This window comes from Microbulbifer aestuariivivens (assembly GCF_039545115.1).
Taxonomy (GTDB): Bacteria; Pseudomonadota; Gammaproteobacteria; order Pseudomonadales; family Cellvibrionaceae; genus Microbulbifer; species Microbulbifer aestuariivivens.
Map to the genome: position 1 here is coordinate 204131 of NZ_BAABRT010000001.1, position 21452 is coordinate 225582.

Genomic DNA, 21452 nt, shown 5'->3' on the forward strand with positions numbered 1-21452 from the left:
CGTCTCAGGGCACGGCTCCAAAATGGCCCAGGAGAGAATCGGTAGCGGATGATGAGTGCTCTCTCTACCGGGCAACAGCCGCGGCTGTGTCTCGGGCATGACTGTGTATCGGGTTCAGCTTTGAGCACACCAGAAAGTCTCCCTGAACAGTCCTAGCTGAAATTCCAGTGGAAAAATCATTACTGTTCTCTTAAGTCCGCTCCCATAAAAACCTGGGCATGGAGGAGCTTTTTAGATTTTATGGCCACAAAATCCCGCGCTTAGACCAAATTCTTCTTACCCGACAAAAGCTTAATCAGGTAAAAAATTCACTTGGCGTGCGAAAGTGAGGGAGATAAGCGCTCGGCAGAACTTGGCGTGATGAGGTGATGAGGTGATGAGGTGATGAGGTGATGAGGTGATGAGGTGATGAAAAGTGAACTTTGGTGAGGGGTTGATCACGGTAAACAATGCCCGGGGAGCAGCAGGCAAAAAAAAGCGGCCCCTGCGGGCCGCTTTTTCAGACTCAGATTTCCTGGTTGGCGAGGAACAGCCAGGTGTCCACTGCCGTATCCGGGTTCAGTGAAACACTATCGATGCCCTCATCCATCAACCAGCGCGCAAAGTCCTTGTGGTCCGAGGGCCCTTGCCCGCAGATACCCACGTACTTGCCCGCTTTCCGGCAGGCCTGAATGGCCCGGGAGAGGAGCACCTTGACCGCTGGATTGCGCTCGTCGAACAGGTCGGCAACCAGGCCGGAATCCCGATCCAGCCCCAGAGTCAACTGGGTGAGATCGTTTGAGCCGATGGAGAAACCATCGAAATGCTCCAGGAACTCCTCGGCCAGCAACGCATTGGAGGGCAGCTCGCACATCATGATGATCTTGAGACCGGCCTCGCCACGCTTGAGGCCATTGTCGGCCAGCAGCTGAATGACCTCCGCGGCCTCATCCGGCGTGCGCACGAACGGGACCATGATTTCTACATTGGTCAGGCCCATCTCATCGCGCACTTTCTTGAGCGCCTTGCACTCCAGAGCGAAACACTGGCGGAAATCCTTGGAGCGGTAACGGGCCGCACCGCGGAAACCGAGCATGGGGTTTTCTTCACTGGGCTCATACAGCTGGCCACCCAGCAGGTGCGCATACTCGTTAGATTTGAAATCGGACAGACGCACAATGACCCGATTGGGAGCAAAAGCCGCTGCCAGGGTTGAGATTCCCTCAACCAGCTTTTCGACAATAAAGTCCTCCGGAGAGGCGTAACCGCCGATACGCTTGCGGATGCTCTGCTGCAGTTCATCCGGCAGTGTGTCCAGTTCCAGCAATGCCTTGGGGTGGATGCCGATCATGCGGTTGAGGATGAACTCCAACCGCGCCAGCCCCACACCCTGGTTGGGCAGGTGACTGAACGCAAACGCCCGATCGGGGTTGCCCACATTCAACATGATCTTGAATGGCAGATCGGGCATGTCGCTGACTTCGGTTTCTTCGCGCTCGAAGTCCAGTTCGCCGGCCATCACAAAACCGGTATCGCCCTCGGCACAGGAGACGGTTACCGGAGTGCCGGTGGCGAGCTTGTCGGTGGCATCACCGCAGCCCACTACCGCCGGGATGCCCAGCTCGCGGGCAATGATGGCGGCGTGACAGGTGCGACCGCCACGGTTGGTGACAATCGCGCTGGCCTTTTTCAGTACCGGCTCCCAGTCCGGGTCGGTCATATCCGTTACCAGAACCTCGCCGTCCTGCATTGAGGCCATGTCTTCCACGGACTCCAGCACGCGCACCTTGCCGGCGCCAATACGCTGACCAATGGCGCGGCCCTCACAGAGCACTTCGCCCCGCTCACGCAGGTGGTAGCGCTCCAGGCTGGTTCCCTGGTCGCGGGAACGCACAGTCTCCGGGCGCGCCTGCACAATAAACAGTGCACCGGTGTCACCGTCCTTGGCCCATTCAATATCCATGGGGCGGCCGTAGTGGGCCTCAATCAGGCAGGCCTGCTTGGCAAGGCTGGTCAATTCCTCGTCGGTGAGGGAGAAACGCTGGGAGTCTTCCTCGGCCACCGGCACAGTCTTAACGGAACGGCCGCAATCGCCGTTGCCGTCGTAAACCATCTTGATCGCCTTGCTGCCGCGATTGCGGCGCAGGATGGCGGGGCGGCCGGCCTCGAGGGCGGGCTTGTAAAGGTAGAATTCGTCCGGGTTAACCGCGCCCTGCACCACTGTCTCGCCCAAGCCATAGGACGAGGTAATGAACACCACATCGCGGAAACCGCTCTCGGTATCCAGGGTAAACATGACCCCTGCCGCACCAGTTTCGCTGCGTACCATGTGCTGGATGCCCGCGGAAAGTGCCACGCCGGCATGGGCGTAGCCGGTGTGTACCCGGTAGGCAATGGCGCGATCGTTATAGAGGGAGGCGAAGACTTCTTTCACCGCCTGCAGCACCGCATCGATACCGCGAATATTCAGGAAAGTCTCCTGCTGACCGGCAAATGAGGCATCGGGAAGGTCTTCCGCGGTTGCGGAGGATCGCACTGCCACCGCAGTTTGACCGCCACCCAGCGCCTCGTAGCCGGCCCGGATCTCTTTATCCAGCTCCTCGGGGAATGGAGTATCGATAATCCACTGGCGGATTTCCTGTCCGGCGGCCGCCAATGCGGTAACATCGGCAACATCGAGCGTCTGCAACCGGTCGGCGATACGCTGCTCGAGCCCCTCGTGGGCCAGGAAGGCACGGAAGGCCTCGGCGGTGGTGGCAAAGCCACCGGGAACATGAACTCCGGCACCGGCGAGTGAAGAAATCATTTCACCCAATGATGCGTTCTTGCCGCCGACCTTGTCGACGTCGCCCATACCCAACTGTGCGAATTCGATGGTGAAGTTCGTCACGCGGTTGCCCTCAGCTGCTGGAAATCTGGCGCTGATTATAAGGATGCATTTTGTAAAAAATACCCGGTAAAAATCGCTGAAAATGTAGTTTTTCTACAACAGAGGTGGGCGCAGCTCTTCAGCCTGCCTGACCGGGTTCAAAATTGGAAAGCGGGATCATGGCAAAAGACAAACGCACGGCATTTTTCATCTCAGACGGCACCGGCTTGACGGTAGAGGCCATTGGCCACAGCCTGCTGGCACAGTTTCGGGATCAGCAGGTAGAACAGGTCACCATTCCCTATGTCGACTCGGCGGAAAAGCTGCAGCTGGTGTTAAAGCGCATCGAGCAGGCAGCAGTGGAGTCGGGGCTGCAGCCCATTATCATCACCAGTATTGTCTCTAACGAGATCCGCCGGCAGCTACATCAGAGTTCAGCACTGATGCTGGATGTCTTCGAGAATTACCTGACACCACTGGCGAATCTCTTCGGCCGCGACCCCGCCCAGAGTGTCAACGTCTCCCATGGCATCGCCGATGATCGCCGCTACAGCGAGCGCATAGAAGCCGTACATTTCGCCATGGATAATGACGACGGCCGCCGCGTGAGGGAATTCGACCGCGCCGACCTCATACTTGTCGGCGTTTCCCGCTCCGGAAAAACACCCACCTGTCTCTACCTGGCATTGCAGTTTGGCCTGCGCGCAGCGAATTACCCCATCACCGAAGAGGATATGGATTCCACCACACTGCCGAAGATCCTGCGCCCCTATCGCCACAAGCTGTTCGGCCTCACCATTGACCCGGAGCGCCTGATGAGCATCCGTCAGGAGCGCCGCGCCAATAGCCGCTACGCTTCTTTGGAGCAGTGTGAATTTGAAGTCCGGCAGGTTGAACAGATGCTGAGACGGGCGCAGATCCCGTGCCTGAACGCAACCCAGCTTTCTGTGGAGGAGCTGGCGACACGATTGATGTCACAGGCTGGTATTGAGCGCCGTATCGGTTAAAGTAGCCGCCTTTTATCCTTCTCAGGAAAACCGCCGGTAAACCGTTGCCGGCGGCAGGTGTAAACGAAGCTGGAATGAAGTCTTTACAGATCGTATCCCTCCCCTACTCCCTAAACACGCCGGCAGCCTTCCAGGCTATCGCGGACCTTCCTGCGCCTGTATGGCTTGACAGCGGGCGCCCGGTGGCGCCCGGTGGCCGCTACGATATTATCAGCGCCGATCCCATCAACACTCTGGAGCTGACAGCCGACAGCCCGGCCCCTTTTGAGTCAATCGACGACTTGTGGTGTGAGCTGAGCCAGGTGGATCGCGATGCACAATTACCCTTTTGCGGCGGGGTCATGGGCTATGCCGGCTATGAGCTGGGTATGGCGGGCAACTTCCTGCCAGCGGATGTGCGCCCGACGCCACTGCCTGCCGGTTTCTTTGGGCTCTATACCTGGGCACTGATCGTGGATCACCAGTTGCAGGCGACCCACCTGGTCTTTCACCCTGCATCCACCCCTGTTCAGGTTGCCGACCTGATTGCACGCTTCACCGCCGTTCGCTGGCAGACTGCGCCCAGGGGGGCGAGATTTCGCCTGCTGAAACCCTTTGCCCACGAAATGAGCCAGGGGGATTACGAGCAACGTGTAGAGCGTGTACTCGACTACATCAAAGCCGGAGACATCTACCAGGCCAACTTCACTCAGCGCTTTGCCGCCAGCTACGAAGGTGACCTGTTTCAGGCCTATCTGGCATTGCGCAGCACCGTCGCCGGCCCCTACTCCGCATTCATGGGCATTCCCAACGGCGGCCATGTGCTGAGCCTGTCTCCGGAGCGGTTTATTTCCGCGGATGGCAGCCATGTACAGACCCAGCCCATCAAGGGCACCGCACCGCGGGTGGACGATGCTGCCGAGGACAGGCAAGTTGCCGCCGCCCTGCAGCGAAGCGAGAAAGACCGCGCAGAAAACCTGATGATCGTCGACCTTTTGCGCAACGATCTCGGCAAGTGCTGCCAGCGAGGCAGTGTGCGTGTGCCCAATCTGTTTGAGCTGGCAAGCTTTGCCAATGTTCACCACCTGGTCAGCACCGTCACCGGCGAACTGCCCGAAGAATGCGGATTTGCCGAACTGCTGCAGGCCTGCTTTCCCGGCGGCTCAATCACCGGAACCCCCAAGCGTCGTGCGATGGAGATTATCCGCGAGCAGGAACTCAGCCCCCGCGGCCTTTACTGCGGCAGTATCGGCTACCTGAGTAGCTGCGGGCGGGCGGACAGTAATATTGCCATCCGCACTTTTTCCGCCGACGGCGAGCAACTGACCTGCGCCGCAGGTGGCGGTATCGTGGCAGATTCCAACCCGGCTGCGGAGTATCGAGAATGTCTCAGCAAAGTCGGCCTGCTGCTCTCAACACTGGAAAATTTTCATCAGAACCCCACGCAACACACGGGGTAATACCTATTTGGGCTGTGTGAACTGCGTGCGACCGCCGCAGCGCGCAACCACTCTTTCAGTTATAGAAATATCCCCCATTGGTATTTCACGGCGGGCTTGAGCCTTGCTAGATTGTGCCGCAAAAGGAGGAGCCGCCTCTAAAGCGTGACGGCCCCCGTAGTCGCTGAAGGATTTAAAAAATGCGCATTACCCTGGTCAAGAAGATTCTCGCGGACGGCAGCCCCTGCGCCAAGTGCCGGGATGTGGAAGAGAAACTGCGGGAGAATGATCAGCTGCGGCTGATCGATGAAACCATCATCGCCGATGAGCGGGATAGTGACAGTCCCGGTCTTGCGTTGGCGCGGGAGCATCAGGTCAACAGGGCGCCTTTCTTCCTGGTTGAAGAAGAAGGCCAGGAGCCGCGGGTATACACCGTGTATTTCAAGTTTGTGAAAGAGGTGTTGCGCCCGCTTTCCGCTTAAGTCCCTCGTTTAGACTCCCCTCACAGATCCCCCTAAAGAGCCGGTGCAGGCAGCGGGCCTGCACCACGGGCTGCACCGCTGGATTTAGTCCCCCCGAAACCTCCACACGGCTCTACGCGGTGAACCCACAAGCCCGGCCAATGAGCCTGCATCATCAGTAAACAGGAAGCTCCAGCCCGGCAAAAAGCTCGTCAAGTTCCGCCCGCGACGAGACGTGAGCGGCCTGATCAACCAGTTCACGGGTGAGATGTGGGGCGAATTGCTGAATAAACTCGTACATAAAACCGCGCAGGAATATCCCCTTGCGAAAGCCGATCTTGGTAACACTGGACTCGAAAAGGCTGCTGGCATCCAGCGCGACGAGATCCTCATCCGCCTCGTCCACCGCCATGTCTGCCACAATACCGATACCAAGGCCAAGCCGCACATAGGTTTTGATCACATCCGCATCCGCCGCCGTGAACACCACCTTGGGAGACAGCCCGCGCTCCAGAAAAGCCTCATCCAGCTTCGAACGACCGGTGAAACCAAATACATAGGTGACGATGGGGAATTGAGCTACCTCTTCCAAAGTCAGCTTGCTCACCTGACACAGGGGGTGATCCTTGGGTACCAGTAAGCAGCGGTTCCAGCGGTAGACCGGCATCATCACCAAGTCACTGAACAACTCCAGCGCTTCGGTGGCAATGGCAAAATCTGCGGTACCATCGGCGGCCATTTCGGATATCTGCATCGGCGTGCCCTGGTGCATATGCAGGGAAACTTCCGGGTAGCGGCTGATAAAAGACTTGATGACCGGTGGCAGCGCATAGCGCGCCTGGGTATGGGTTGTCGCAATGGAGAGACTGCCCTTCTGATCGTTACTGAACTCCTGGGCAACCTGCCGGATGTTATCCACCTTGCGCAGAATTTCACCGGCGGTTTTCAGAATGGCCTCGCCGGCTGGCGTTACCCGGGTGAGGTGCTTGCCGCTGCGGGCGAAGATTTCGACACCGAGCTCATCCTCCAGCAGGCGGATCTGCTTGCTGATTCCTGGCTGGGAGGTAAACAGGCTCTGTGCGGTTGCCGAGACATTAAGGTCGTGGTGTGCCACCTCCCAGATATAACGCAACTGCTGCAGCTTCATGGATTCTCCCTGTCTCTTCGGCAACTGGTACCCGCACCTGGGTGCGGAGTTATAAAAACACCATCAAGTTATGCGAGAACAGAATAGCAGTCGGGGCTTAGGGGAGCCAAGTAGAAGAATTGGCTGATTCAGGAATTTTTGCGCCAGCAAAATCACGGTTAGGCCGCCTCAGGCAGACTCCTCGTTGGCGATGCCGTGGGGCACATGGCCTGTAGCCACATGTTCAGCCGCCGAAGCGCAGTGGGTGGGCTGATCGTCAAAGAAAACATCGGCACCGAATGCCCGCAAAAACTCCCCCTTCGGCAGACCACCAAGGAAGATGGATTCATCGAGGCGGATATTCCACGCCCTGAGCGTGCGAATCACCCGTTCATGGGCTGGAGCGGAGCGGGCGGTGACCAGGGCAGTTCGGATCGGGCAACTGTCAGGGTCAAATTCCGCCTGAAGACGCTGCAAGGCCTCCAGAAACCCCTTGAAGGGTCCGCCCCCAAGGGGCTGTTGGGCAGATGCGCGCTCGGAAGCGGTGAAGGCCTCCAGGCCCTGTCGCTTGAAGACCTGTTCCGCCTCATCGGAAAACAGCACCGCATCACCATCGAAGGCAAAGCGCAGGGTATCGTCCGCCCGCTGCCTTGAACCACCAGCAATGAGGGTCGCCGCTGCCACGCCCTGCTCCAGCGCGTGACGAACATCGCGGCCATCACTGGATAGAAACAGGTCGCAGCCGAACGGGGCAATGTAGCGATAGGGGCTCTCACCGTTGCAGAAAGCCGCACGGGTAATTGTCAGTCCATAGTGTTCAATGGAATTAAAAACCCGCAGGCCGGTATCGGCACTGTTGCGAGAGAGCAGTATGACCTCGACCTTGGGTTCTCCTTCAAGGCGCTGGTTGATCTGCAGAAACTTCTCCACCAGAGGGAAAGCATCCCCCTTCGGTAGAACATCATTTTCCCGCTCAATCTGGTAAGACGAGAACGCCTCAAGCCCCTGCTCCTCGAAAACCTGATGGCTTTCCCTGAGGTCAAACAGGGCGCGTGAGGAAATGGCGATCACCAGCTTATGGGCGAGCTGCATGTCAGGGGGCCTCCACGTCATCAAGCCCGGAAGGTTTTTCTTCATTGCGGTTGCGAACCAGTAACGTCAGCAGCATTTGCTGTAAGTCGACGCGGGAACGCAGTGCGCGGGTACCCTGCTGGTTGACGATGACGAGGAAGACAGCGTGGAAAGTCTCGAGGGTTACCCGCGCAAGTCGATTCATCTCATTGGGTGGGCAGAGGAACTTGAGCCGGCGGAACATCTTGGTGAGGTGCCGGATAACCAGCTCATCATGGCGGGCATCCAGCTCGTGCAATTCCGGGATGCCCCACATGGCCTGCACCAGCGGCAAAAGGCCGCGCTGCTCCCGATACACCCCAAGCAGGCGCTCCAGCAACTCGGCAATAAATGCCTCCAAAGTCATGTTCTCGAGGTCGGCTTCGGCGAGTTCCTCAAGCGCTGCCGTCATGCTGGAGAGCCACTGCTCCCCCATTGCGTAGAGAATGGCGTGCTTATTGGGAAAATAATGATAAAGAGACCCAACGGAAACACCGATCTCCTTGGCGATCAGGATCGTGGTCAGATCGTCGAGCCCCACTTCTTCCAATAACCGTCCGGTGGTATCGAGTATCTGCCGGGTGCGCTCACGGGCTCGCGCCTGCACAGGCTCACGCCGGGGTGCCAGCTGGCTTTTACGTTTTTTCTGGCCGGTTTCCATTATGCCCTTCCCCCTCCATGTTTCCGCCATTTTATCATCATTCACTACCTATTATTGTTTTTGACTACTCTGCGTAGCGGATTAATTGAAAGCAAAAAAAAACCGGCGCAGGGCACCGGTTTTTTTTCAGGAAGCAACCATTTTTAGAAACGGTAGTCCAGGTTGACACCAACCACCCGCCCGCGGGACGGATCAGTCTTGGTGGCCGGCAGATTGTACAGAGCCTCTGAGTAACCCCAGTGGTAGTACTCCTCGCCAGTCAGGTTTTCCGCATAGATACCCGCAGTCCAGCTTTCGCTCGGGGCGGTGAGAGCCACACGCATATTGACCACATTGCGCGCATCCAGCTTCACATCATCGGTATTTTCAAGGTCGGACCACTGCTCACCTGTATAGGTGTACTCACCGGAGACAGAAAGCTCGCCCAGGCCGGTAGAACGGGTGTAGGTCAGCACGGCGGCAGAGGAGAATTCCGGCGAAAACGCCATCTCGTTGCCGTCGCAGGATTCACAGAACTCCACGGGTGCGCCGGAAAACTCGGTATCCAGCCAGGCCATACCCAGGTACAGGTCCAGGTTGTCGGTCAGCAGCCAGCGGGCATCCAGCTCGAGGCCCTGGCCCTGAGACTCACCCACATTGCGGGTAATGGCTGCCGCGCCGACGAAAAACGCCTGCTGCAGGTCTTCGTAGGTGTACTGGAAAGCGGCCGCGTTCAGCGCCAAACGGTTGTCCAGCAGGCGAGCTTTCAGGCCCAGCTCGTAAGACAGCACGGTTTCCTCGTCGAAGCGGGCAGGCTCGGCATTGCTGGAGTCCACCTCGTAGCCCTGCTCGTCCAGCCAGTCGCCTTGGCTGTCTTCCGTCGTACCGTAGGCCGGATCGGTGATGTGGTAAGACAGGTAGTCAAAACCACCGGACTTGTAACCCGTGGCAACACTGGCGTAAGCGGTCAGCTCGTCACTGAAGATATGGGTCAGAGTGGCACGGCCGGACAGGTTGTCCCAGGTATTGTCCGCCACAATCGGGCCATTGGTGTACATGGACTGGTAGTTCCAGCCACCGGTCCAGGTGTCAGGCCAGGGAGAATCCACACTGTACTGTTTTTCGTCTTCGGTGTAGCGAACACCAAGGCCCAGGCTGGTGGATTCAGTCAGATCATAAGTGGTATTGGCAAACACACCCCAGCCGGAATACTCGCCTACGGTATCTGAAGCCTCAATGGAGAGGCCATCCGGGGCGTACTCCCAGGGATCGCCTTCGAAGCCGAACGCATCATCCAGTACATCCTGGGGCAAGGCGTCACAGGTAACGAAGCTGTCCAGCCCTCCATCATACTCGTCGGCGTAAATGCCGTCACAGATAAAGTCTTCGTTGTCGATGCCGGCGAAGTCGGCATTGACTTCCTCATTATAGTAGGAGGCGCCCAGCACGTAGTTAAACGGACCGGAGTTGTTGGACGTCAGGCGGAACTCCTGGCTGAACAAGTTGCCGGTCTGATCACGCACATAGGTATCAATGGGATGCTCGGACCCGTCGAAATCTTCGATGTACGTGTAGTTATGCGTTTTGTAACCGGTGATAGAGGCCAGGGTGGCGCCACTTGCCAGCTCGTGCTCAATGGTCAGGATTACATCACCGATCTCGGATTCGTCCTTACCAATCTGATCGTTGTAGACCTGATCGTAATCACCTTCCCGAATTTCGTAGTTGTAACCTGCATCATTGTCGAAAGCGCGATAGATGGTGCCATCGCTGACGCGGTCTTCGTACTGGGCCATCAGGGTGACGGTGGTGTTGTCAAAGCCATCGTAAACAGTGGTGATGCGCATGGCGCTCAGTTCACTGGCGCCCAGATCGCGGCCACCGAACAGGTTCTCTACATGACCATCTTCCTGGAAGTGCTTGCCGGCAAAGCGCACAGAGAGGTCTTCTGTGAGCGGCAAGTCCAACCCGCCTTCAAACTCGGTGCGACCATACTGGCCGGCACCCACGGAAATATCGCCGGCCAGGGTATCGCCAGGCTTGCGGGTGGTCATGGAGATGGCACCGGAAGCCGTGTTGCGACCGAACAGAGTGCCCTGCGGGCCCTTGACCACTTCTACGCGGTCAAGATCGTACATGCTGGGGGTAGCACCGGTACGGCTCTGGTAAACGCCGTCGAGGAAAATCCCCAGTGCCGGGTCGCTGCCGCTGCCGAAACTATTGTTGTTGACGCCGCGAACAGAAACGGCGTCAAAGAAGGAGTCATTGGTCTCGCCGGAAACACCGGGCGTGAGGGCGAACAGATCCTTGAAGTCGCTCATGTTGCCGTTTTTGATGGTCTCACCAGTAAAGGCGCTAACCGCCATCGGCACATCCTTGAGTGACTCGGCGCGCATCTGCGCGGTAACCGTCACTTCCTCGATCTGCGCAGCACTGGCGCCAGCGCTCACCGCGATAACTGCGGCACCCACAGCCGAGGCCAAGGCGTTCTTTTTGGTGTACACGTTTTTTTCGTTTACAGGCATGGTCGTCCCCGTGTTGTTTTTATGCAGGGTTGCTCACCCGATACCGCTGATGGCAGCACCCAATGATAAACTTGCACCCTTGTTATCCCACAAACCGAATGATTATTCAAATTCTCTTTAAGGTTCAGTGGATTCTGTTGCCCTGACACCGGTTTGCCTCCAGATCAGGTACCCAATTTGTCCTTGATGCTGTAGTAGAGCATTCCCGCCACGAGCCCCGGCCAGCGCAGGAGTGTGCCACCAGGGAAGCTCGGCGTTGGGATTTTTGCCAGCACATCAAAGCGCTCTTCAGTGCCCGCCACCACTTCGGCGATCAATTTACCAGCAAATGTGGCCGTCGGCACCCCGTGACCAGAGTATCCCTGGCTGTAATAGATATTCGGCTCCAAGCGCCCCAGGTGCGGCATACGATTCAGGGTGATAGCCAGCGTACCGCCCCACCCGTATTCGATGCGGGTATCCGCCAGCTGAGGGTAAACCCGCAACATGTACTTGCGGACAAAGCTGCGAATATCCTGCGGGAAGCGCGATGTGTAATTCTCGCCACCACCAAAGATCAAGCGGTTATCTCCAGACAGCTTCCAATAGTCGATTACGAACAGAGTGTCCTGCAGGGCGTGGTCGTTGGCAATCAGTTCTTTGGCGAGGCTGTCAGACAATGGCTCGGTGGCCAGTACGAAATTGTTGATCGGCATGATCTTGCCGGCCATGCGAGGCTCGAGGTTGCCCAGGTAGCCGTTGCAGGCCAGAACCACACTACCCGCCTTGACCTGGCCTTTTGCCGTTTCAACCACGCAGGGCGAACCGCCGCGATAACTGGTGACCCGGCTGTGCTCGTAGAACTGAACCCCGGCAGCCGCCGCGGCATCCGCGAGGCCCAGCGCGTAGTTCAGCGGGTGAAGATGCAGGGAGCCGCTATCGATCTGTGCGCCGTAATAGCGATCGGAACCCACCAGACTGCGGGCTTCCTCCTCACCCGCATAGCGCATCTGCTCGTAGCCATAACGCTCGCGCAGCATCTCCACCTCGCGCTCGAGGCCGCCGTTATGGCTGCGCTTGGCTGCCAGGTGCATGATGCCGCGTTTTAGATCGCACTGGATATCGTGCTTTGCAATCAGAGACTCCACCAGCTGTACAGCCTCGACACCCATATCCCAGAGCTGCTTGGCGGTATCGAACCCCAGCATCTTCTCCAGGTCTTCCTGCCCCTTGCGCTGGCCCACACCGACGTGGCCACCATTGCGACCGGATGCGCCCCAGCCAACGCGCTCGGCCTCGAGCACCACGACTTTGTAGCCGCGCTCCGCCAGATGCAGCGCAGACGACAGACCGGTATAACCGGCCCCAATCACACAGACATCGGCCTCCACCGTGCCCTCAAGCTGGGGATGCAGCGGCGCGGCGTTTGCACTGACTGCGTAATAGGAGTCGGTGTGCCCGACCAGTTTGCTGACCGTACCGTCGTTTCTCATTATTTCTTCTCCAACTGCATTAGGCTCAGATAGCGGCCTAAAAACCGAATAATAGTTCAATTTATAATTGAATAATAATTCGGTTTATTGCCATAATCAAAGCCTGCAATCTGGTTACTGCACTAGATTGCCCCCGGATCGGGCACAATGCACACTAAAAATAGGTGTCGGCACCGCAAGGCGGCAGCGACGGCACCTTCTGATCCGGAGGTATAATCAAACACCCCAAAAGGGGGATTCCTTTCACCAAGGTGTAAAATGGACAAGATTACAAAGTGGCTCGCGGAACATAACATCTCCGAAGTGGAGTGTCTGGTGCCCGATATGTCCGGCAACGCGAGGGGCAAATTTACCCCCACCGACAAGTTCCTTACCCAGGACAGCCGGCTACCCGAGAGCATCCTGGTTCAGACTGTCACCGGCGATTATGTAGACGAACACAACGAACTCGTTGACCCGGCAGATACCGATATGCTGCTGGTACCCGACCCGGACTCCATCCGCCTCAACCCGTGGGCCAACGAACCGACCGCGCAGATCATTCACGACTGCTATACCCGGGATGGCCAGCCCCACCCTATCAGTACACGCAACATTCTCAAGTTTGTACTGGCAAAATATGAAGCCATGGGCTGGACACCGATTGTCGCACCTGAGGTGGAGTTCTATCTCATCAAGCGCAATCTGGATCCCGATGAAAAGCTGTCCGCACCGGTTGGCCGCTCGGGCCGTACCGAAAAGACACGCCAGTCCTACAGTATTGATGCGGCCAACGAGTACGAAGCCATCATCGAGGACATGTACGACTTCTCCGAGGCACAGGGCCTGGACGTAGACACCCTGATTCATGAGTCCGGCACTGCGCAGATGGAAATCAACTTCCTGCACGGTGACGCTCTCAAGCTTGCCGACCAGGTGTTTACCTTCAAGCGCACAGTGCGCGAGACCGCACTGCGGCATGGCATCTATGCCACTTTCATGGCCAAACCCATGGAGGAGGAGCCCGGCAGCGCCCTGCATATTCACCAGAGCATCGTTGACAGCAAGACTGGCAAAAACATCTTTGTCGATGAAGATGGCCGCGAGAATAAGCGCTTCAAGCACTTTATCGGCGGCATGCAGAAGTACACCCCGGGCTTTATCAGCTTCTTTGCGCCCAATGTAAATTCCTACCGGCGTTTTACACCGGAGATTGCCGCACCCACGAGCCTGCACTGGGGCTACGACAACCGCACCACCGGGCTGCGCGTGCCGGACAGTTCGCCACAGGCAAAACGGCTCGAGAACCGCTTCCCAGGTGCTGACTGCAACCCCTACCTGGCCATTGCCACCTCCCTCGCCTGCGGCTATCTGGGCATGATCAATGAAATCGAGCCCACCCCTCCCTACGAGGGCGACTGCTCCTCCGAGCCCATCAGCCTGCCGCGCACACAGGAGCATGCCCTTAGCCTGCTTCTGGAATGCAAAGAGGCCGAGGAAATGTTTGGCGCGAAGTTCGTACGCGCATGGAGCGCCATCAAGCGCGATGAGTATGAAGAGTTCAACCGCGTGATCAGCTCCTGGGAGCGGGAATACCTGCTGCTGAATGTCTGATCGGCAAATAACTTTTCAAAAATAAAAAAGGCAGCCCTGGCTGCCTTTTTTTATTTTTCGCGGATCGTACTTTGACACTTCTTTCAAGCAGGGGATCAATCCCACCAGCTTGGCCTATTCACCGGGTAACACGAGCGCCTTGCCAATAATTGGATGTCCGCCCTCCCGGCTCATTCACGAGCAAAGAGTTGGAGAGGACCCAGCCCGCGAACCGGGTTGCCAACTAAACCCTTCCCTGCGTGGTCAGCATGGAGCTGGGAACAGGGCCTGCACATTGCTCGGCAATCTCGAAAACCTCACCAAACGCTTTATCAATAAACTGTGCCGGCGGTTAACCACCGGCATACAGCCGGGAGATTACTTGTGGCTGGGATCGCTCCAATATTCCTTCACCGTGTCTTTCATTTCACGAGCGAGGATAGTGATACCAAAGAGGTTGGGCAGAGTCATAATCACGATCGCAACCGCGGACAGGTTCCAGATCACAGTCGTGTCCTCAATAGCCGCCCAGAAGAACGCCACCACATAGACCAACCGGTACGGCATAACCGACTTGGGACCAAACAGATAGATCATCGAGCGGTCACCATAGTAGGACCACGCAATTGCCGTGGAGAAGGCAAACATCAGGATGCCCAGCGTCACAATCAGGCTACCGTAATCACCGAAGAAGCCGCGCTGGAAAGCGATGTTGGTCAGCGCCACGGAGTGGACAAGAGAGTTGCCCCAGATATTGATATCCTCATTGAGGAATCGACCATCCACCACCTTGAGCGTTCCGCTGAAATCATCACCGGCAACACGGTATACGACATCTTCAGCAACAGAGCGCGCATTGATCAGGGTGTATTCATCCTCATTCAGGGCGCGGCCGTCAGCAACAACAATAGTGCCGGTAAAGCGTTCAATCTTGCTCTCACCGCCGCTCAGGAAGTTGAACAGCTGAGCAACGTGCTCCGGATTTTCATCGGTGTAATCCCCAGCGAGCGCGACCAAGTCAGCACGCTCGAAACGGTTCATGTGCTTTTCGGTCCAGGCACCGGAGGAAAGAATCACCAGGCCTGTCAGCGTACAGATGATGATGGTGTCGATGAACGGCTCCAGCAGAGACACCATACCTTCTGAAACCGGCTCATCGGCTCGGGCTGCGGCGTGCGCGATCGGGGCTGAACCCTGACCTGCCTCATTGGAGAAAAGGCCACGGTTAACACCGCGGTTAAACGCATAGGCAAAGCTGGCACCGAGGAAGCCGCCCACCGCCGAGGAGCCATTGAAGGCATCACTGAAAACGGCCACAAATGACGGAATAATATTCTCGTAGTTATACAGGATGACCGCCAGGGCACCGATAACATAGATCACCGCCATCACTGGCACGATCGTGGAAGTCACCTTGGCAATTCGGCTAATGCCGCCAATAATCACCAAACCCAGCAGAATAGCGAGCACACCTCCGGTCAATGCCTTATTGATGCCGAAAGTATCGTGCATCGCCTGAGCGATATTGTTGACCTGCGGCAGGCTGCCGGTACCAAAGGAACAGATCACGGTGGCAATGGCGAACATCACCGCCAGCCACTTCATATTCAGCCGGCGCTCCATATAAAACATGGGCCCGCCCGCATAGTAACCATCGGCAGCCTTGATGCGGTACTTGTGCGACAGGGTCACCTCGACAAACTTGGTTGTCATGCCCAGGAAGGCTGTCACCCACATCCAGAAGAGCGCCGCCGGCCCCCCCAGAAAGATTGCCAGGCCAACACCGCCGATATTGCCGGTTCCGACGGTGCCGGAAAGTGCGGTAGAGAGTGCTTGAAAATGGGAGGTATCACCGGGGTCACCGGGCTTGTCATACTTGCCCTGCAGAATTTTGATGGCATGACCAAAATATCGCAGCTGCGGGAAGCCCAGGTACAGGGTGAAGAAAACACCGACACCCAACAGCAGATAGGGAAACCACCAGGCAGACCCCAGCATCCCATCCAGCGACAAAAGAATGTTATTAAAGGATTCCAAGCTGACCCCCACTACCTTTATTCATTTTGCTTGTTTTACAGACAGAAAATCCTGTCAATTTTGCGCCGCAGGTTAGCAGCTTCAGGGTATTTATAACAGTAAGGCTGAGCCTCACTGCAGAAACCCAAAATGCTCGCGATGGGGGAATAGGCCGAAGTGCCCGCCGGTATGAACGAACACCAGGTTTTCGCAACCCTGGTAGCTGCCGCGGTGCAACTCCTGCAGCAATCCATGGAACGCCTTGCCAGTATAGACGGGGTCCAGCAATATCCCCTCCAGGTTCGCCACCTCGGCGATGGTGCGGTAGACCGGCTCTTCCGCAATGGCATAACCCGGTCCGATGTAGTCCGCGTTGACATTGACGTCCAGTGCCGCTGGGTCCACGCCACCCTCACGGCCATCTGCCCACTCGGCAACATCCTGCCGGACTTTTTCCTGAAAATATTCCGCGCTGTCGCAGACGGCAAACCCTGTGACCCGAGTGCTTGCTCCCAGCAGGTAACAACCCAGGGTCAGGCCAGCCTGTGTTCCCCCACTGCCAGTAGCACAGACAATCTGACCCGGCTCAAACCCGGCTTCGCGGCAATCGCCGAGCAATTCTTCGGCACCGGAAATATAGCCCCAGATGCCGAGCCCATCGCTTGCCCCCGTGGGGATACAAAGTGCGCGGTGGCCCCTTTGTTGGTAAAAATCCCGCCAGTAGTCAAATAGTTCAGCCTGTCGCGAAAAGTACTCCCGCGGGGAGTAAAATGCACAGGAGGCGCCCGCGAGCTGATCGACCAGCAGGTTGCCGTCAGAAGTGCCACTGTGCTCGCCACGCAGGATAAGCTGCACGCGCATGCCCAGCCGGGCACCCACCAGCGCCGTGGTGCGACAATGATTGGATTGAATGCCACCACAGGTGATCAGCGTGTCGCAGCCCCCTTCGCGTGCGGCCCCGGCAATAAACTCCAGCTTGCGAAGCTTGTTGCCCGACATCCCCGACTCGGTGAGATCGTCCCGTTTTACCCACAGCCTCGGCCCCCCATGGGGGGTGGAATATTTCTCCGTAAGGCGATCAAGTGGCTGCAGCGGTGTCGGCAGTCTCGCGAGAGGGATTCTGCTGGGGTAGTCAATCGGCATCGTGATTCCCTTTTGGAGTAGAGGCCCGTCATTTCATGGCACATAAAAAACCCGGCTGTCGCCGGGTTTCTCTGCTTCCGGTCTTACCGGTTGCTCAGATCCTGATCAGATCTTTTTAATGGTTCCCTTGGGAAGGATTGCGTGCACGGCGACCTTCTGGAAACGCAACTGGGTGTTGTCCGCCACCTCAAGGACGATGTAATCGTCATCCACCTTTTCGATGCGGCCCAGCATTCCACTGGTCATCACCACCTCATCGCCCTTCTTCAGAGCGCCGACCAGCTCCTGGTGCTCTTTTTGACGCTTACGCTGCGGGCGAATAATGAAAAACCACATGAAAGCAAACAGGCCGGCAAACATTATCAGTGTAACCATCGGGTTACCCTGAGGGGCCGGCGCGGCTTCCTGTGCTACTGCGGCGGGAATGAAAAAGTTCATGCAAAACCTCAAGAAGTCAGCCAATAAATTGGGGCCAACTCTAACGGGTTTAAAGGGCGTAGGCAATCTATGGGGCCGGCGAACTACAGCACCGGCCCCCTCAGATTAAAAGCGCTGACGTACCTGCCGGCGATAACCGGTTGGAGACATACCGGTCCAGCGCTTGAAGGCGCTGGTGAAGCTGGTGCGATCCGAAAAATCGAGGATACGCGAGATGCCATCAACGCTGAGGGCTGTGTCTTTGAGGAAGTGCACCGCGTGACGAAAGCGCACGTGGTCCCGCAGAGCTGCGAAGCTGAGGTTGTGCTCCTGTAAGCGACGCTGCAGTGTGCGCGTCGACATACTCAGGTCCGATGCCACCGGGCGAATGGCCAGTGACGCCTTGCCGATTCTCTGCTCTAGCACATCGATTACTCGCGCAGCGATGCCGAAACTGGTTGCTTCCGGTGGCGCGAGCAACTGGTTAAGAATGTTTGGATCGCCGGAGAGCCTCGCCTGCTGAAGAGGCTTATCTTCCTTGAGGGAATCCTGATCTGGCTGAATCTGGTTCATGAGCTGCTCCTTTTAAGTTCCATGAGCCGCAGTTGTTATTCTTTGTCCGCTTCCTGCGAACCCCTTTTCCTCAACCTGCCCCGTTTACTTCTTGTAGAGCGGGCTACTACCCGGGTGCCGGGATACACCGAATACCGACATAGAATGCTTGCTACAGAGCTGTATGATTTTCAAACAAATAACGCCGACCACGTCCCTGAGGATACAACTCTGTATCGGCGCACCTTTCCTTCACACCACCGAGTATAGACTAAGATTCGATAATGCAAGGGACGACAGCAAATTTTTTTTGGATTTTGACAGAAAAATGACTAGCGCGTCAAAAAATGGAAGCTGCTGCATTGAACGCATCGAAGCGGCCATGAGGCCGCTATAGCGCACTATCCGCATCAGGACAGGTTCTCACCTATCCAGTTCAAGACATCATCATGGTGTGTTTTGGTCTTCACCTTGTCGATGATATGCCGCAGGCGCCCCTCCTTGTCGATGATAAAAGTCGTGCGCAGCAACCCCATGAACTCGCGCCCCATGAACTTCTTCAGTCCCCAACAACCATACTTGTCGGCGATCTTGTGACCTTCATCGGACAAAAGGTCAAAATTCAGCTCATACTTGTCGATAAACTTCTGCAGCTTGGCCTCGGGGTCAGGGCTAACCCCGAGAACCACGGTATCGAGTTCTGAGAATTCCTTGGCGGCATCGCGAATACCACAGGCCTGGGTTGTGCAACCGGGGGTTAAGGCCTTGGGATAGAAATACAGCACAACATTTTTGCTGCCGCGAAACTCTTTCAGGCTGACTTTTTCACCTTTCTGGTTAGTCAGCGTGAAAGCCGGCGCGAGATTGCCAATCTTCGGAAATGACATGATTACCCCCTCTGGATACTTTAATGCGTAAGGCCGGCATTCTGCCGATCTGTATTCGATATTGCTATTACCGTTACCATTGCTGCGCTTATCAATACCCCGCAGAATCGCAGCCAAAAGCAGTGCACATGCGGACTAAGGACAAAGGCTAACAACTAACTCTATCGCTAACGCTAACGCTAAAAAATAAGTTAAACCTCGCCCTAAAAGCCTCCTTATTGAGCCGCTTCCCTTGTTCAGGGTAACTTCGCTCACTTTACGCCCTGGGAAGCTCTAAGAAGCTCTGGAACGCCCTGAAAAATCCCTTGCAGCCCCCGGTATTCGAAGCAGACGCTGGCCCTGTACGAACCGGGCTAAAAATCCTGAACCTTATAGCCGGCTTCACGGCGCGCAATAATTCCACAGTCGCCAAGCTTCCGCACCAGCGCGGCACGCTCGCCATCGGTCAGAAAACCACCAACTTCCAAACAACCCTCAGGCCCGGTGAGGCATACAGAGGCGGGTTCTGTGGCACTGCTGCCCATCCGCACCAACACAGAAAGGCTGTCGCGAGCGAACTCGCGATGGTAAAAGCTCTCCTGGCGGTGGCCACGGCAACAGTCCAGTACTACGCGCTCACCGCTGATACGGATGACCTCCCGCCGGGTACCCTGCATGTACACATAAGCCAGGAGAATGCCAAGCAACAGCACCTCAAGACCAGCAAACGGCAACACCATCCAGGCACCAGCGAAAGCGAAGGCGATACTGATACCCAGAGATACAGCAACCAGGGATACAAACACCCACAAATTCCCGGATAGCGAAAGTGACTGGTTTGGAGCAAGCAGGATGCAGGCATTCTTGCGGGATACGCGGCCGACTTCGGTAACCATAACAGTGCAACCCGGTGGACTGGTTTCTTCATTGTAGACAGGCACAAGGCTGGTTAAAAATTGCGCCACCGGGTTTTTTGAGAGGCGCCTCCTCAAGGCACGACCGGGCGGCATAACCGAGCATCGGCGTTACCCTTCCCTACCCCCCCCCTTAGGTCCACTCCTGCCTTTTCCCAACTACGGCTCCTATCTGGGAGCCCGGGCTGAAAGCGCCTAATTGAAAGCCGGAATACTGATAACTGCTGCAGTCTATGGCCAGGCTTAGCGCCAGACGGGCGAGTAATACAGGGGCAGCCTGCACAACTCGGGGGTTTCAGATATAAAAAAACCCGCGGCAGGCGCGGGTTTTCATCGGCTTCAGCGAACTTCGCTTATGGCAGCAGGTGAGCTACCGCATCGCGTTCTTCTGCCAGTTCCTTCTCGGTCGCGGCCATCTTCTCACGGGAGAAGTCATTGATGTCCACGCCCTGAACGATGGTCCAATCCCCACCCTTGCAGGTGCAAGGGAAGGAGTAGATCAAACCTTCCTGAATGCCATAGGAGCCGTCGCTGTATACAGCCATGCTGGTCCAGTCACCTTCGGCGGTGCCCAGCGCCCAATCGCGCATATGGTCAATGGCGGCATTAGCGGCAGAGGCAGCGGAAGAAGCACCGCGAGCCTTGATGATTGCCGCTCCGCGCTGCTGCACGGTTGGGATAAAGTCGTTCTCGTACCAGTCCTGCTCCACCTTACCCATCGCGCTTTCGCCCTTAACCTTAACCTGGTGCAGGTCTGGGTACTGGGTGGAAGAGTGGTTACCCCAAATGGTCATGTGGGTAATGTCATTGACGGAGGAGTCGGTCTTGTTGGCCAGCTGAGACAGGGCACGATTGTGGTCGAGGCGAGTCATGGCGGTGAAGTTGCGGGGATCCAGGTCCGGCGCATTGCGCTGGGCGATCAGTGCGTTGGTATTGGCCGGGTTGCCCACTACCAGGACTTTCACATCGCGGGAGGCGACATCGTTCAGAGCTTTGCCCTGCGCGGAGAAAATAGCCGCGTTGGCTTCCAGCAGATCCTTACGCTCCATGCCCGGGCCACGAGGACGGGCGCCAACCAGCAACGCATAATCCGCATCCTTGAATGCGACAGTGGCGTCATCACTCTGAACGATTCCGGCGAGCAGCGGGAAGGCACAGTCCTCCAGCTCCATAGCCACGCCTTTCAGAGCTTCCAGCGCCGGGGTAATCTCCAGCAGCTGCAGGATAACCGGCTGATCTTTACCCAGCATCTCACCAGATGCGATTCGAAACAGCAGAGAATAACTGATCTGGCCGGCGGCGCCGGTAACAGCAACTCGAACAGGTGCTTTCACTTTAGTTCTCCCTAGTTAGTGAGCGGCCTGC

17 protein-coding genes are annotated in these 21452 nt (G+C 56.9%); 4 read left to right on the forward strand and 13 right to left on the reverse strand.

From position 1 onward, the window contains the following. Nucleotides 1-505 precede the first annotated feature (505 nt). Nucleotides 506-2869 (reverse strand): phosphoenolpyruvate synthase, encoded by a 2364-nt coding sequence (gene ppsA / locus ABEA58_RS00800; RefSeq protein ID WP_345547897.1) that lies wholly within the window; start codon nucleotides 2867-2869, stop codon nucleotides 506-508. A 158-nt stretch (nucleotides 2870-3027) separates the two neighbouring features. Between ppsA and ppsR the strand changes: the two genes are divergently transcribed. The 3 genes from ppsR (at nucleotide 3028) to ABEA58_RS00815 (ending at nucleotide 5755) form a co-directional block, all read left to right on the forward strand. After that, complete coding sequence (gene ppsR / locus ABEA58_RS00805; RefSeq protein ID WP_345547898.1) at nucleotides 3028-3855, forward strand: posphoenolpyruvate synthetase regulatory kinase/phosphorylase PpsR; 828 nt, start codon at nucleotides 3028-3030, stop codon at nucleotides 3853-3855. 74 nt (nucleotides 3856-3929) lie between these two features. After that, the gene (gene pabB / locus ABEA58_RS00810) at nucleotides 3930-5294 is read left to right on the forward strand and encodes an aminodeoxychorismate synthase component I (protein WP_345547900.1); all 1365 of its coding nucleotides are present in this window, start codon (nucleotides 3930-3932) and stop codon (nucleotides 5292-5294) included. A gap of 179 nt (nucleotides 5295-5473) precedes the next feature. After that, complete coding sequence (locus ABEA58_RS00815; protein WP_345547902.1) at nucleotides 5474-5755, forward strand: hypothetical protein; 282 nt, start codon at nucleotides 5474-5476, stop codon at nucleotides 5753-5755. 154 nt (nucleotides 5756-5909) lie between these two features. On the opposite strand, the gene cysB is transcribed toward ABEA58_RS00815, so the two are convergent. From cysB to ABEA58_RS00840, 5 genes are all read right to left on the reverse strand, one after another. Continuing rightward, nucleotides 5910-6881, reverse strand: a complete 972-nt coding sequence (gene cysB, locus ABEA58_RS00820; RefSeq protein ID WP_345547904.1) for an HTH-type transcriptional regulator CysB — start codon at nucleotides 6879-6881, stop codon at nucleotides 5910-5912. Between the two features lie 168 nt (nucleotides 6882-7049). Then, a complete protein-coding gene (locus tag ABEA58_RS00825) occupies nucleotides 7050-7952 on the reverse strand; it encodes a 5'-nucleotidase (RefSeq protein ID WP_345547906.1) in 903 nt (300 codons plus the stop codon). A gap of 1 nt (nucleotide 7953) precedes the next feature. Beyond that, nucleotides 7954-8631, reverse strand: coding sequence for a TetR/AcrR family transcriptional regulator (locus tag ABEA58_RS00830; RefSeq protein ID WP_345547908.1), 678 nt, complete (start codon nucleotides 8629-8631; stop codon nucleotides 7954-7956). A gap of 143 nt (nucleotides 8632-8774) precedes the next feature. Next, on the reverse strand, nucleotides 8775-11135 hold the full coding sequence (locus ABEA58_RS00835; RefSeq protein WP_345547910.1) for a TonB-dependent receptor: 2361 nt from the start codon (nucleotides 11133-11135) through the stop codon (nucleotides 8775-8777). 164 nt (nucleotides 11136-11299) lie between these two features. Further along, a complete protein-coding gene (locus ABEA58_RS00840) occupies nucleotides 11300-12607 on the reverse strand; it encodes an NAD(P)/FAD-dependent oxidoreductase (protein WP_345547912.1) in 1308 nt (435 codons plus the stop codon). A gap of 258 nt (nucleotides 12608-12865) precedes the next feature. On the opposite strand from ABEA58_RS00840, the gene ABEA58_RS00845 reads away from it, so the two are divergent. Continuing rightward, nucleotides 12866-14200 (forward strand): glutamine synthetase family protein, encoded by a 1335-nt coding sequence (locus ABEA58_RS00845; protein ID WP_345547913.1) that lies wholly within the window; start codon nucleotides 12866-12868, stop codon nucleotides 14198-14200. A 357-nt stretch (nucleotides 14201-14557) separates the two neighbouring features. Here ABEA58_RS00845 and ABEA58_RS00850 read toward each other — a convergent pair whose 3' ends face one another. From ABEA58_RS00850 to ABEA58_RS00880, 7 genes are all read right to left on the reverse strand, one after another. Then, nucleotides 14558-16216, reverse strand: coding sequence for an alanine/glycine:cation symporter family protein (locus tag ABEA58_RS00850; protein ID WP_345547915.1), 1659 nt, complete (start codon nucleotides 16214-16216; stop codon nucleotides 14558-14560). A gap of 111 nt (nucleotides 16217-16327) precedes the next feature. Further along, a complete protein-coding gene (locus tag ABEA58_RS00855) occupies nucleotides 16328-17338 on the reverse strand; it encodes a 1-aminocyclopropane-1-carboxylate deaminase/D-cysteine desulfhydrase (protein ID WP_345547916.1) in 1011 nt (336 codons plus the stop codon). A 105-nt stretch (nucleotides 17339-17443) separates the two neighbouring features. Further along, nucleotides 17444-17776: a preprotein translocase subunit YajC gene (yajC, locus tag ABEA58_RS00860; RefSeq protein ID WP_345547918.1), complete on the reverse strand. Its 333-nt coding sequence runs from the start codon at nucleotides 17774-17776 to the stop codon at nucleotides 17444-17446. A gap of 105 nt (nucleotides 17777-17881) precedes the next feature. Continuing rightward, the gene (locus ABEA58_RS00865; RefSeq protein WP_345547920.1) at nucleotides 17882-18328 is read right to left on the reverse strand and encodes a helix-turn-helix domain-containing protein; all 447 of its coding nucleotides are present in this window, start codon (nucleotides 18326-18328) and stop codon (nucleotides 17882-17884) included. Nucleotides 18329-18717: 389 nt separating this feature from the next. Further along, on the reverse strand, nucleotides 18718-19194 hold the full coding sequence (gene bcp / locus ABEA58_RS00870) for a thioredoxin-dependent thiol peroxidase (RefSeq protein WP_345548056.1): 477 nt from the start codon (nucleotides 19192-19194) through the stop codon (nucleotides 18718-18720). 353 nt (nucleotides 19195-19547) lie between these two features. Next, the gene (locus ABEA58_RS00875) at nucleotides 19548-20138 is read right to left on the reverse strand and encodes a DUF2244 domain-containing protein (RefSeq protein WP_345547922.1); all 591 of its coding nucleotides are present in this window, start codon (nucleotides 20136-20138) and stop codon (nucleotides 19548-19550) included. Nucleotides 20139-20440: 302 nt separating this feature from the next. Next, complete coding sequence (locus ABEA58_RS00880; RefSeq protein WP_345547924.1) at nucleotides 20441-21421, reverse strand: malate dehydrogenase; 981 nt, start codon at nucleotides 21419-21421, stop codon at nucleotides 20441-20443. Nucleotides 21422-21452 lie beyond the last annotated feature (31 nt).